Below are 13,812 nucleotides of genomic sequence, written 5' to 3' on the forward strand. Positions count from 1 at the left end.
CAATGCTCCAATCCGCACGATCTGCACGACCTCGTACCGTTCTCGTGACCGGCGCCGCCAAGCGTCTGGGGCGTGAAATCGCGCTGGCATTGGCCGCTGCGGGCTGGCAGGTGGCCGTGCACTACCGCTCGTCCGAGAGCGACGCCATGCAGACCGAGGCCCAATGCGCCGCGCTCTCGGGCGACAGTGCCCGCTTCGCCGCCAATTTCGAGGACGAGGGCGAAGTGCGCTCGCTGTTGCCGCGCGTTATCGCCCGCTTTGGGCAGGTGGATGCGGTGGTCAACAGCGCATCGCTCTTCGAGCACGATGATGCCCAAAGCTTCGGTTTCGCCAAGCTCGACCAGCATCTGCGCAGCAACACCGGCGCGCCGATTCTGCTCGCGCAGGCCCTGCACCAGCACATCCGGCAGCGCTCGGAAGCTGGCGAAGCCGACGACGTGCAAGGCGCAGTCGTGAACCTGCTCGACCAGAAGCTCTGGAACCAGAACCCCGATTTTCTGAGCTACACGCTCTCCAAGGCTGCGCTGGAAGCCGCGGGCACCATGCTGTCGCTGGCCCTCGCGCCACTGGTACGGGTGGTGGGCGTGGCACCGGGCCTCACGCTCACCAGCCACATGCTTGAGAACGACAAGTTCGAGCAACTGCACCGCCTGAGCCCGCTCGGCCGATCCTCCACCCCCGCCGACGTGGCTGCCACCGTGCAGTTTGCGCTGACCAACCGCTCCATCACCGGCACGACGCTGCTGGTGGACGGCGGCCAGCACCTGATGCGCTTCGAGCGCGATTTTTCCCTGATGTGACCTGCGGCCTGCGCTGACTTCTCACTTTTTGCTTTTCTGACCATTTTCATCACCATGCACAACGCCGCTGGTACCCAGATCCTCACCCTCACCGGACTGCGCTTCGACGCCAACCTGGGCATCCTCGCCCACGAAAAAACCGCGCCGCAGCCCATTCAGGTCGATGCCGAACTCAACCTCGGCACCCAGCCCCTGCGCCCGCGCGACGACGACATCCTGCACGTGCTCGACTACCGCAAGGTCCGCCAGATCATCATCGACGAATGCCGCGCCGACCACGTGAACCTGCTGGAGAGCCTGATCGGCAAGGTCGCCCAGCGCCTGATGCAGCTCCCCGGCGTGGTCGGCGTGCGTGTAAAGATCGCCAAATTGGAAATTTTTGACGACTGCGAAGTCGCGATTCGTGTAGAAACGGGGCAGTGGTGACCAGACTGCGGTAGCGACACTTCAGTATCGAGTGCTCGCCCGATGCACCGAGGGGCAATCGCTTTCAGCGATCAAAAAAAGATATCGAGCGATGAAAAAATTTCTGCGATGGACAGCCGTTTTCGCATTGGCTTTCTTTGGTTTGATGGCGATGCGCCATCACCTCACCGCCCTGGCGGTGGCCAGTGCGTCCGCCTGTCTGGACGACGCCTGCCAGACGTGGCATACCTTTTTGCTCGACGCGGTGCTGCTCGGATGCATGCTGGGGATGATCGCCGTTTGCGCACTGCTGCCCAAGCTGCTGCGGATTCCGCTCGTGCTGCTGACGTGCATCTTCGTGCTGCTGTTCAGCGTCGACCTGTTCGTGTTCCAGTTCCTGAACATGCGACTGAACTTTGCCGATGTTCTCAAATACTCGGGCGACGTGAAAGTCAGCAAGACGGTCATCGCGCCCAAAGTGTTTTCCGTGTTCAGCGTGCTGCTGGTCACACTGACGATTGTGGCCTGCGTGGCGCTCTGCAAAGCCGTGATGAATGCGGTTCGCGACCGCCAACTGGGGGTGGTCAGTCTGGCTGCGCTGGCACTGATCGGTGTGCACTGGCTGCCGCTGCAGGTCAATTACATCTCGCGCAATGTCTACGACGACTTTGTCACCAACAACCTGCCGGACGGCGTGGACAAACCCTATTCGCAGGAAGAAAAGGCCCGGCTCTCCCAAATTCCGCCTCCTGCAAAAACCTGTTCGCGCGAGCCACAGGCACCGCGACCCGTGATCTTGCTGGTCATGGAATCGCTTTCGCTCTACCAAAGCAAGCTGCTTTCCGGCGTGGGTAACAACACGCCAGAGCTTGACCGGATTGCCAAGCGTTATGGCTATCTGCAGCGCTTTTACGCCAATGGCTTCACGACCGATGGCGGCATGATTTCGCTGCTGGTGGGACGCCCGCCGCTGCCCAGCGTCAACCGCTACAGCAGCATGAGCGTCTACGAGGGCTATACCACGCCCGAGCAGGACTTCTACGCCCGCCTTGCACACAAGAACATTCCTTCTCTGTACTTCACCGGTGCCACACTGGAATTTCTGGACACGGGAAAGTGGCTGCAAAAGCTGAATTTCAAGCAGTTGAACGGCCCCACAGACCCGTTCTACAACAACCTTCCACGTGGTCCGTTCGACGATCCGGGCGACAAAGCGTTCTACCGCCGCTTCCTGCATTGGTACGATCAGGAACGCGCACCGGGTCCGTTCTTCATGGTGATGAAGACGACCACCACACACCCCCCATTCATGGTGCCCGGCACGGATCAACAAGGCGAAGATGCCGCTTTCCGCTATGCAGACGAGGCCGTTGGCGAATTCGTGCGCGGACTTGAGGAGCGCAACTACTTTGACAACGGGCTGATGATCATCATGGGCGACCATCGCAGCATGACGGTCGAGCGTTCTGGTGAGGCAAAAGCCGTTGGAGCGGACTTCATGGCACGCATTCCAGGCATTGTGTTGGGCCGCGAATTCCGCGATACCGGCGAAATTTATGGTCAATGGCAGCAAACCGATCTGATTCCATCGGCCCTGTCCGCGCTCGGCATGACCTCCTGCACCAGCGACTTCCAGGGGCGTTTCTTCGGCCCCGCTGTTCAGCCGAAATTCATCCTGCACGCCGATGGCGCAGACCGGGACCTCGTGATGGTGAAGATCAAGGGTGCCAATGACCCATCCTATGTTCAGTTGGAAGGCGGAGAAACCAACTGGGTCGATGCCGGCGACGACACCCCGGACAATGCCCCTGTCGTCGATTTCATCACCCGTCAACGCGTTGCCTTGCCGGAAGTGGACGCCAATCTGACCAAGACCATTCTGCAATTGCGCGGCTATCTGAAATGACTCTCAAGTGATTCCCCGAGGGCTGCAATTCCCCGCGAATGGGCTCTCGAAGGGATTCCACTTAAAATTGAGGGCAATTGAAGCCTTCAGCGCTTATCCGGATTTCAAAATGAACGCCCCTACCGAAAACCCCTGGCTCTCCGAGGCCGATGAGGCCAGCAGCGCCGACACGCCTGCCCAGCCCGGCAAGATCAAGATCGAACGCGAGCAGATCAAGCTCGAAAAGCGCCTGTGCCGCGAGGTGGGCCGTGCCATCACCGACTTCAACATGATCGAAGAAGGTGACCGGGTGATGGTCTGCATGTCCGGCGGCAAGGACAGCTACACCATGCTCGACATCCTGCGCAAGCTGCAAAAGCGCGCGCCGGTGAAGTTCGATCTGGTGGCGGTGAACCTCGATCAGAAGCAGCCCGGTTTCCCTGACCACATCCTGCCCGAGTACTTCAAGAGCATCGGAGTGGAGTACCACATCGAGACGCAGGACACCTACAGCGTCGTCAAGCGCGTGATCCCCGAGGGCAAGACCACCTGCGGTCTGTGCTCGCGTCTGCGCCGCGCCATTCTGTATTCGGTGGCCGACAAGCTGGGTTGCACCAAGGTGGCGCTGGGCCATCACCGCGACGACATCGTGCAGACGCTGATGCTCAACATGTTCTACGGCGGCCGCATGAAGGGCATGCCGCCGAAGCTCGTGTCGGACGACGGCAAGCATGTGGTGATCCGCCCGATGGCCTACGTGCCGGAGAAGGACACCATCCGCTGGTCGCAGTACCAGCAGTTCCCGATCATCCCGTGCAACCTGTGCGGCAGCCAGGACGGCCTGCAGCGCGTGGCCGTGGGCGAGATGCTGCGCGAGTGGGACAAGAAGTTCCCCGGCCGCATCGAGAGCATGTTCCGCGCGATGGGCAACATCGTGACCACGCACATGATGGACCCCGAACTGCACGACTTCAAGAACGCCAAGGCCACCGGCATTGCCGACCCGAACGGCGACATGGCTTTCGACCACGAAGAGATGCCCGTGGCTCCCGCCTTGCCCGGCGGCGTGCAGGTCGTTCAGCTTTCCTGAAAAAAGAGAACTTGACAGGTCTTTGCTTATCCAACAGTCTACGCATTGTTGAGATTTGTTCTCAATTGAGAACTGCTCAACTCCGACTGGACTGTCTGGATGACCTGTCATGACCTCACTGCTGCAACGCTTTCGCACCTCACTTTTTCTCGGGCTGCTTCCGGCCCTGATGTTGGTCGGCTGCTCCACCACCCGCACGGTGGAGAGCAACGTCAACGCCTATTCCACCCTCGCGGCCCTGCCCGCGCCGCCCACGTACCGGCTTGAACGCCTGCCCTCGCAGGCCGCCAATGCCGTGCGCTTCGATGCCGTCGAATCCCAGGCCCAGCAAGCGCTGGCCAAGGTCGGCCTGCAGCGCGACGACAGCAACGCCAGTCTGGTGCTGCAGCTCGGTGCCGAGGCCGGCTTTGTGCCCAATCCGTACTGGGAGCCCTACTACCGCGCCTACCCATTCGGTCCCGGCCCGTTCTACGGTAGCTTCGGCATGGGCTTTGGCCGCGGCGGCTGGGGATTCGGCATGGGCACGGGCTGGATGATGGACCGCCCCACGCCGCTGTACCACCGCAAGGTCAGCCTGATCCTCCGTGACGCGACGACGCAGAAAATCGTGTACGAAACGTCGGCCGTGTATGAAGATGTCTGGACCGACGACCCCGCCATCTACGGCGTGCTGTTCCATCAGGCGCTGGCCGGATTCCCCACCCCGCCCCAAGGCACGCGCGTGGTGAAGACCTTGGTGGACCGCCATTCCACCGTGCCGGTTACTGCCGCGCCAACCGCACCAGCCAAGGTCGAAGCAGCACCTGCGGCACCCAAGCGCTGAGCGCGGCAAGAGCCAACATCCGGCAACACCTTGGCCGATAGGAATTTGCAAAGTTCAACATTTGAATGCATTTCATCGTGCTAAGGTCAAGGCACTATGACCAGCAAAGCTGGCAAGAGCAATCGCTCACTTCCAAACAAAGCCACCGCTCCAACCGTTTTCCAAAGGATATCGACATGAAAAAGAACAACATCGCTTCCTCCGCTCTGCTGTGCGCACTGTTTCTGGGCGCGGCCTTCAGCGCGAATGCCACCGGTCTCGGCGACGCGCTCAAGGACAAGATGGGTGGCGGCTCCAGCAGCGGCAGCGGCTCGGCCCTGTCCGGCGCGCTGGGCGGTGGCGGTGATTCGGCAGCGCTGTCGGCCATGGGCCTGTCGGGTTCGGGCACGGCCAGCAACGCCGCCGGCGTGATCACCTACTGCATGAAGAACAACTACCTGAACGCCGACAAGGCCGCCGCCGTGAAAGACCAACTGCTCGGCAAGATGGGCCTCGGCCAGAAGGAAGAGCCCAAGGACGAAGGTTTCCTGAGCGGCGCGACCGGCATGATCACCGGCAAGGACGGCAAGTCCTTCAGCCTCGACAAGGTCAAGGGCAACCTCAAGGAAAAGGCCTGCGATCTGGTGTTGGACAACGCCAAGTCCCTGCTCTGAGTTCCCATGCGCGAATGACGAAAGCCGATGCAGCCCCCAAGGCCCCATCGGCTTTTTTGTGTCCGCCCCAGAATTGGAATGCGGACACGGGCGCTCCGGCACAAGCCCTGATTGCGTGACAATCCAAGAGGCCGTGAAATACCGGCATCCCCGCCCCGACACCACAAACAACAGGTGGCCCCACCACCGATCCGTTCAACGAATTCATCGCATTCAACGAACTCAACGCTCCCAACCCGCATGCACGTCACCCGCATCATCGCCATCCGCCACGGAGAAACTGCCTGGAATGTGGACACCCGCATCCAAGGCCATCTCGACATTCCTCTCAACGACATCGGCGAATGGCAGGCACAGCAGGCCGCAGGTGCGCTGGCCAACGAAAGCATCGACGCGATCTACAGCAGCGACCTTCAGCGTGCCTTCGCCACCGCACAGGCCATTGCCGACACCACGAACGCACCGCTGATCGCCAACCAGCAACTGCGCGAGCGCAGCTTTGGCGATTTTCAAGGCCGCACCTTCGCGCAGATCGAGGCCGAATCGCCCGAAGACGCGATGCGCTGGCGCAAGCGCGACCCCGAGTTCGTACCCGCAGGCGGCGGCGAATCGCTGACCATGCTGCGCGCGCGCATCGACAACGCCGTCAACGAACTGGCCCAGCAGCACCCGGGCGAGCAGATCGTGCTGGTCGCGCATGGCGGCGTGATGGACGTGCTGTACCGCCTTGCCACCAAGCTCGACCTGCAAGCGCCCCGCACCTGGCAACTCACCAACGCCGCCATCAATCGCCTGCTTTGGACCCCCGACAGCGGCCTCACGCTCGTCGGCTGGGCCGACACACAGCACTTGAATCAGCAAAGCCGCGATGAAATCCATTCCTGACTACCTGCTGCAACTGCAGGGCAAATCGGTCGATCAGATCGAGACCCCTGCGCTCGTCATCGACCTCGACGCCATGGACCGCAACATCCAGCGCATGGCCGACTTCACGCGCAAGCACCGCGTGCGCTGGCGTCCGCACGCCAAGCTGCACAAGAGCGCCGACATCGCGCTGCTGCTGGAGCAGGCCGGTGCCATCGGCCACTGCGTGCAAAAGCTCTCCGAGGCCGAAATCCTCGCCTCGCTGGGCGTGAACAACCTCTATATCAGCAACGAGATCATCGCCCCCACGAAGCTGCGCCGCGTGGCCCAGCTCGCGCAGGATCTCGATGCGCGCGGCGGTCGTCTGGCCATCGCGGTGGACTCCGAAGTCGGCATCGAAATGCTCGCCCGCGCGCTGCGCGATGTGAACAGCCACGGCATCATCGACGTGTTCATCGAACTCGACGTCGGCCAGGGCCGCTGCGGCGTGCACCCCGGCGAACCTGCGCTGGAACTGGCCAAGGCCATTGCCGAACACCCCGCGCTGCGCCTCGCCGGTCTGCATGCGTATCACGGTCGCGCCCAGCACTTTCGCACCATCGCCGACCGCCGCCAGGCCATCGCGCAGGTCATCGAAGAGGTCGAGCACACGCGCAAGCTGATTCTCGATGCGGGCCTGCAAGTGCACCTCATCACAGGCTCGGGCACGGGCACACTGATCCACGAAGCGGCCAGCGGCGTCTACGGCGAACTGCAAGCAGGCTCGTTCCTGTTCATGGATGCGGACTACGCCCAGAACGAACGCGACCCCGCGCAGCCCGCGTTCGAGCACGCGCTGTTCGTCAAATCGCAGGTCATCTCCGCCGACGACAAGCACGCCGTCTGCGACGCAGGCCACAAGAGCCACGCCATCGATTCGGGCCTGCCCAAAGTGCGCGTGACGGACGAATCCGAGCAGTTGCAATTCGCCAACGGCGGCGACGAACACGGCCTACTGCACCCCACCAGCACCGGCGGCTGGCTGCCCGCGCTGGGAGCCACCGTCTGGCTGATCCCGGGCCACTGCGACCCCACCGTCAACCTGCACGACTTCATGATCGGCGTGCGCGGCGGGCTCGATGGCGGCACGGTGGAAAGCATCGTTCGCGTGGATACACGCGGCGCGCTGCGCTGATCTTCAATTGCTGATCAAAAGCGGCTGATCAACGACTCGTCTTCATCCCCTGAGCCGCCGCCCAGGCGCTGATGTCGTCGCGCCGGATGGCGGCTGCCATGAGCTGCGGAAACGCATCCGGCGTGCAGGCGAACGACGGCACGCCGAGCGCCGCGAGCTTGGCTGCCAACTGTGCGTCGTAAGCGGGTGCGCCTTCATCGCTCAACGCAAGCAGCGTGATGAACTGCACGCCCGATTCCACGAGTTCATGCGCGCGGCGCAGCAGGCCCGCTTCCACGCCGCCTTCGTACAGATCGGAGATCAGCACCAGAATCGTGTTGCGCGGCTCGCGGATCAGGCCTTGGCAGTAGCCGACCGCGCCGTTGATGTCGGTGCCGCCGCCAAGCTGCACGCCGAACAGCACATCGACGGGATCGTCGAGCTTTTCCGTCATGTCGACGACGGCGGTGTCGAACACCACCATCTTGGTGTCCACCGCAGGCAGGCTCGCCATCACCGCGCCGAAGATGCTCGAATACACGACCGAGTTCGCCATCGAGCCGCTCTGGTCGATGCACAGCACCACCTCGCGCTGCGGCTTGCGCGCCTTGCGGCCATAGCCGATCAGCGTCTGAGGCACGATGGTGCGGTACTCGGGCTGCCAGTGGCGCAGGTTTGCGCGGATCGTGCGATGCCAGTCGATCTCGGCATGCTTGGGGCGGCGGTTGCGCTGGCTGCGATCGAGCGCGCCGCTGATGGCACCGCGCATCGGCTCTTCAAGCTTGCGCATGAGTTCATCGACCACCTTCTGCACCACCGCGCGCGCCGTGGCCTTGGTGCTTTGCGGGATCACGCTGGACAGCGAAATCAGATCGGCCACCAGATGCACATCGGCCTGCACGCTCTCCAGCATTTCGGGCTGCAGCATGAGCTGGCGCAGGTTCAGCCGCTCCATCGCATCGCGCTGCATGACCTGCACGACTGAGCTGGGGAAATAGCGGCGGATGTCGCCCAGCCAACGCGACACGTTGGGCGACGAATTGCCGAGCCCTCCACGACGCGGTCCACCATCCTCGCGCTTTTGCTGTTCATAGAGCGCGGCCAGAGCCTGATCGACATCGCGAATGCCGCCGCTCAAAGCACCGCAGCTTGCGTCGGCTGGTTCGCCGAGCACCAGTCGCCAGCGTTGCAGGCGATCGGTCGGTGGCAGGTCTTCGAGCTGCGTGGCGGGCGCTGCTGCAGCGGCGTTCTGGTTCGGATTGTTCTTTGTGCGTGCCATGTTCTGTTCACCTCTCTCTTCAAGTCTGGCTGGGCGTCAGGCCCCAGAGCGTGCGCAGCGCGGGCAGCACCAGCGACGCGCGTTCGGCATCGAGATCATCGCCCGCCGCCACCACAGCGGTCGATGCCGTCTGCGCTCCATTCTTCGGTCCACGCACCGCGCGCGAGCCCAGTTGCTGACGCTCGGCACGGCTGAAATCCGCAAAGCTGCGACGCACCAGCGGCAGCACCTGGATGAACTGCGCTTCGCCCAATTGCGCAAGCCACGCATCGACCGCGCCCCAGATCGCATCGTCGTGCAGCAGCACCAGCGCCTGGCCGTTGAGAAAGCCATCGAGCCACGCGGCCGCATCGACCGGCACCACGCCGAGCGACAGGTTGTGCGCGAACTGCAGGCCGATTTTTTCCTCGTCCCAGATCTTCGCGTCGAGCAACAAGCGCGTCGCCATGCCGCGCAGCAGCGCCGCGCAGGTATCGGCCTCGGCCATCACCTGCAGCGCGCGTTGCCAGGCCTGCGTGGTCTCTTCGGAATCGCGCAGACGGATGGCGTTGTCGGCCAGCAGCGCGAGCTTCTGCACCGTGCGCGCCGCGTCCTCGTCGAGCGACAGACAAGCATTCGGCAAGCCGATCGCCGCGCGCAGAACAAGCTGATCGATCACGCCCGCGAGCAGCTTGCTGTCGGTCTGGCGCACGCTGCCGTAGCGGTAGACATTGGCCAGCGCAGGCAAGGCTTGCAGCAGTTGCTGCACGTCGCCCGTGATCGCCGCACGCGCCGAAACCTCGCTCATGAGGCGTTCGACCAGATTCGGCAATTGCGCGAGCAGCGCGTCGTCGATGGCTTCGGCGATCTCGGGCAGCGCGGTCTGCGGCGTGAGTGATTGCAGCACGCGCTTGGCGGCTGCGGCTTCGACGGTCGATCCAAAGCGGCTGGCTTCGATCAGCTTGACAACCAGTTCGGGCTGCCATTGCAGATCCCAGCTCTCGCGGAACGTGCCGCGATTGCGCTGCTGATCGACCGCGCGCGTGCCCCAGTGAATTCCCAGCAGACGCAGGCGATGCAGCAGATGACTGCGCGCCAGATCGGTGTCCTTGCGCAGATCGAGCGCCACGTTCTTCGATGCCGCCTCGGGCTTCAAACGCAGCGTCTTCTGCTGCTGCTCCAGATCGCGCTGCAGCGGCACCAGCGGCACATCGGGCGGCACGCTGCCAAGCACATCGCCCACCACCAACGCATCGTGAATCAAACGCAGCGGCGCGGATTCACCCATGCAGATCACGGTGCGAACGGCCTCGTGCAATTCGGGCAGACCGGGTTCGGTCTGACCACGCAATGCAGCCAAGCCTTCGGCCAGACGCGTGGCCTCGATGATGTGGGCGCTCGAACAATCAAGATCATGGCTGCGCAGCAACTGCGCCACGCGCGAGAGCCAACCCGCCGCGCGGCTCGGCGGAATGAAGCGCGGCGAAGGCTCGCGGCCCTCGTCGGCTGCCGCATCCGTGCGCCACAGATGCGCATACCAGCCCGGCGAATCCACACCCGCGCCATAGCCGCTGCTGCTCGCCAAGTTGCGATAGGTCCACGGTGCCCAGGTTGCCTGCACCTTGAGTTTGGAAAGTCCCTTGAGCGTGGAGGCATCGGCCTTGGCCGTCGTCGTCGCCTGCAATGCGGGCACATGCCACGCACCGCAGATCACCGCGATGCGCTGGTATCCAGCCTTCACCGCTTCACGCATGGTCGTGCGCATCGTCGCTTCGCGGCGCTCTTCACGCAGCGCGTATCGGTCGCCACGCAGACCGTTGGGCAGTTCTTCGCGCAACGCCGTCATCGCCATGCCGACCGCCTCGAACACTGCGCTGTCACCGCCGCGCTCTTCGACCAGCCGGTTCCACCAGGTCTCGCCATCGGCATAACCGGCAGCCTCGGCCAGCGCATCGAGTGGATCGCGTGCAAAGCGCTGATCGGGATGCGGCTTGTCGATTTCGACTTCGACCTCGACTTCGACCTCGACTTCGCTTTCAACCTCTGTTTCGACAGCCACTTCGTTGTGGTCATCGGTCTCCGCTTCCGCTTCAACGTCGGCATCCGCTTCAGCAGCCTTGGCAAGCGCCTCCTCGGCCTTCTGCTTGCGCGCCTCTTGCGCTTCCTTGTCCAGCGCCATTTCCACCGCCTGCGGCAGGTCCATGAAACGCACGGGCAGGCCGCGCTTCACGGCCCATTGCATGGCCACCCATTCCGGCGAAAACTCGGCCAGCGGAAAGAACGATGCGCGGCTCGGCTCATCCTGCGCATAGACCAGCATGGCCACAGGCGGGCGCAGCTCCTCATGCGCCACGGCGGGCAACAGCGCCTCGCATTCAGCCGGTCCTTCAATCAGCACGGCATCGGGCTGCAAGGCCTCCAGTGCCTTGAGCAGGCTGCGCGCGCTGCCCGGCCCGTGGTGGCGAATGCCAAAGAAGTGCAATGCAGAATCCATGTGTCTTGTCGGTTCTTCAGTTCATCGTCGAATGGAGGAAAGGTCGTCGCTCACGGCGGCTCAAAGCCCGTAGCGCTCCTCCATGGCTTCGTGTCGTTCGGTCGATTCACCCGCATCGCGCGCCAGCTCGGTCCAGCACAATTGCATGCCCTTGGTGAGCGTGGCGAGCTTGGCGGAGATGACGCGCGGCGGCACATCGGCTGGCGCAGTCACCGCCAGATAGATGCCAAGCAGCTCGCCTTCTTCATCATCGTCGTCGTCATCATCTTCATCGGCGTCAGGGTCGGTGATGAAGTAGTTGTCGCCGCTGTACTGCCACGTGCTCCAACCTTCTGCTTCGAGCGCATCGCGCAGCGCACGAATCGCCTCGTCTCCGGGATGCACACCGTCCACCATGTAGCTCGGACCGTGACCGCCCTTTTCGAGCACATGCAGCGGCTCGTCGTAGATGCGGATGTAGCCGTCCTGCTCGTCCTCGTTTTCCGGCGGCTGCTCGACCAGCTTGGGCATGAACACCACCCAGTCGCCCATGCGCTGATCCTGCCCCTGTGATGCGGGCTGCACGATGCGTGCTGTGGCGGGTCCGGTGCGCCGCGCCATCACATCGCGCAGGCGACCGTTCTCGTCATGGCGCAGATAGATCAGGCCCCAGTCTTCTTCGAGCGGCTCGTTTTCTGAATCGACCTCATCGAGTTCCATCTCCAACGCCACGGCCTGCTTGCGCACCTCGGCCCATTGCTGCGCGGCGGTGGCGGCAATCAGCAAATCCCAGCGCTGGCGAGAGTCAGGTTCCTCATCGGCTTCGAGCACGATGCGGCGCTGCTCGACCGCCGTGTCAAAGTCCTTGAGTTCCATGGCTGCATCGGCCCACAGGCCGCGCGTCGGAATGGCGTTGGCGTCATGCTCCAGCACCTGCGCGACCAACGGTCCCACCTGCGCATAGCGCGACTCGCGATACGCCACGCGTGCGCGATACCAGGCCGCTTGTGCGGGCAGCGTGGCTTCAATGCGCGCTGCCTGCGCCTCGATGGCCGCATGGTCGTCGGCGTTGATGCACAGACCGAACCAACGGTTCTGCAGCGCCATCGATTCCGGCGCCGCATCCACCATGGCTTTCAGGCGCGTGCGAGCCAGATCGTGACAGCCGAAATTGGACAGCGCTGACGCCAGCGTCATCGCCACATCTTCGTCCTGCGGCAAAGTGCGATGGGCCTCTTCCAGCCACTGGATCACGACCTCGTTGTCCAGCCCGTTGGCGGCATCCGAACTCAGCCACTCGGGCAGTTCTTCGGGCTTGCAAGGTGGCTCGGTTCCCGATGCCTGCGCCATCGCCTGTGCGGCCTTGTCCAGCTTGGCCGCCGCACCCAGATCCAAGCGCAGCATCGGCAGATGTTCGCGCGCCAGCGCAATCGCATGGCCTGCAAGCCACGGCACCTTGCGCGCCAATGCCAGTTCGGTCTGCGCCAGCGCCATGTCGATCAACTGGCGATGGTTGCCCACCGAATGCAGATGCTCGATGGTCGTCCACAGCGAATGGCCCAACTGCGGCGTGTTGAAATCTGGCTTCACACGCGCAATCGCCAGCGCCGCGCGGCACCACAGCAGATAGTCTTCCAGCTCGATGTCGCCGAACTCGGGCAGCAGCTCGACGGCCTCATCCGCCTTGCCCGACATGGCGAGCGCACGCGTGCGCAGAAACAAGCGCGTGGCCTGTTCGCGGCGGTCATCGTCGTCTGCGGCTTCTTCCGAATCATCGAGCAGCTTGAGCGCGGTTTCGGGCTCGCCGAGCAGCAGGTACTGATCGACCTCGGTCGCCACGAACAGCGTGTTCGTTTCTTCACCCGCGCGGCGCTGCTCGTCGCGCTGCTGCTTCAGATAGATCACGGCCTCGCGCGGCTGGCCCTGATCGTGCAGCGCGTTGGCTTTTTCGATGCTCAGGCAACCAAAGCACGACCAGCTCGGATCGATGCGCGCCAGCGTTTCGTCGCACGCGGCCAAACGTTCTTCGGACCAACCGGGGCCATCGACGTTCGCATAGGTCGCCACCAGATCCTGCGTGATGCACACGCTTTGCGGACACGCGTGCGTGCGTTCCTGATGCGCGCTTTCGTAGGAGCTGACGACCTCGCCCAACTGTGTCTCGCCATGGTGACGCGCAATGCGCGAGGCATTCAGCCAGTGCTTGAAATAGATGTCCAGCCACGGAATCTCCAGACTGCGCGCGGCGGCCAGCGCTTCGGGCACGAGCGCTTCCACGATGGAGTGATTGCCGCGATATTGCTGGTAAGGCACGTCGTGGATGAGATAGGCCAGACGCGGCTGGCCTTGCTCTTCCAGTTGTTCGGCAAGTTCGTTGACCCAGGCAAAACTGTCCATGTGGCTTGTCT

At 63.2% G+C, this 13,812-nt stretch carries 11 protein-coding genes; 8 read left to right on the plus strand and 3 right to left on the minus strand.

The window, feature by feature from the left end:
* Positions 1-2 precede the first annotated feature (2 nt).
* The 8 genes from G7048_RS07875 (at position 3) to G7048_RS07910 (ending at position 7,694) form a co-directional block, all read left to right on the plus strand.
* Positions 3-800: an SDR family oxidoreductase gene (locus G7048_RS07875; RefSeq protein WP_166067600.1), complete on the plus strand. Its 798-nt coding sequence runs from the start codon at positions 3-5 to the stop codon at positions 798-800.
* 54 nt (positions 801-854) lie between these two features.
* Complete coding sequence (locus tag G7048_RS07880; protein ID WP_166067601.1) at positions 855-1,226, plus strand: dihydroneopterin aldolase; 372 nt, start codon at positions 855-857, stop codon at positions 1,224-1,226.
* 91 nt (positions 1,227-1,317) lie between these two features.
* Complete coding sequence (locus G7048_RS07885; RefSeq protein ID WP_166067602.1) at positions 1,318-3,111, plus strand: LTA synthase family protein; 1,794 nt, start codon at positions 1,318-1,320, stop codon at positions 3,109-3,111.
* Positions 3,112-3,220: 109 nt separating this feature from the next.
* Positions 3,221-4,180 carry a tRNA 2-thiocytidine(32) synthetase TtcA gene (gene ttcA / locus G7048_RS07890; RefSeq protein WP_166067603.1) on the plus strand — a complete coding sequence of 320 codons (960 nt, stop codon included), beginning with the start codon at positions 3,221-3,223 and terminating at the stop codon, positions 4,178-4,180.
* A 109-nt stretch (positions 4,181-4,289) separates the two neighbouring features.
* Positions 4,290-5,003, plus strand: coding sequence for a DUF4136 domain-containing protein (locus G7048_RS07895; RefSeq protein WP_166067604.1), 714 nt, complete (start codon positions 4,290-4,292; stop codon positions 5,001-5,003).
* A 176-nt stretch (positions 5,004-5,179) separates the two neighbouring features.
* Complete coding sequence (locus G7048_RS07900) at positions 5,180-5,656, plus strand: DUF2501 domain-containing protein (RefSeq protein WP_166067605.1); 477 nt, start codon at positions 5,180-5,182, stop codon at positions 5,654-5,656.
* A 240-nt stretch (positions 5,657-5,896) separates the two neighbouring features.
* Complete coding sequence (locus tag G7048_RS07905; protein ID WP_166067606.1) at positions 5,897-6,541, plus strand: histidine phosphatase family protein; 645 nt, start codon at positions 5,897-5,899, stop codon at positions 6,539-6,541.
* On the plus strand, positions 6,525-7,694 hold the full coding sequence (locus tag G7048_RS07910) for a DSD1 family PLP-dependent enzyme (protein WP_166067607.1): 1,170 nt from the start codon (positions 6,525-6,527) through the stop codon (positions 7,692-7,694). The genes G7048_RS07905 and G7048_RS07910 overlap by 17 nt, the downstream gene beginning before the upstream one ends.
* A gap of 28 nt (positions 7,695-7,722) precedes the next feature.
* Here G7048_RS07910 and G7048_RS07915 read toward each other — a convergent pair whose 3' ends face one another.
* From G7048_RS07915 to G7048_RS07925, 3 genes are read right to left on the minus strand one after another with little or no spacing between them, the layout of a single operon-like run.
* Entirely contained in the window at positions 7,723-8,952 is a 1,230-nt protein-coding gene (locus G7048_RS07915) for a VWA domain-containing protein (RefSeq protein ID WP_166067608.1), read from the minus strand.
* A gap of 19 nt (positions 8,953-8,971) precedes the next feature.
* On the minus strand, positions 8,972-11,425 hold the full coding sequence (locus G7048_RS07920) for a DUF5682 family protein (protein WP_166067609.1): 2,454 nt from the start codon (positions 11,423-11,425) through the stop codon (positions 8,972-8,974).
* A gap of 60 nt (positions 11,426-11,485) precedes the next feature.
* On the minus strand, positions 11,486-13,801 hold the full coding sequence (locus G7048_RS07925; protein WP_166067610.1) for a lipopolysaccharide assembly protein LapB: 2,316 nt from the start codon (positions 13,799-13,801) through the stop codon (positions 11,486-11,488).
* Between the last annotated feature and the right edge of the window lie 11 nt (positions 13,802-13,812).

This window comes from Diaphorobacter sp. HDW4B (assembly GCF_011305535.1).
Lineage (GTDB): Bacteria > Pseudomonadota > Gammaproteobacteria > Burkholderiales > Burkholderiaceae_C > Diaphorobacter_A.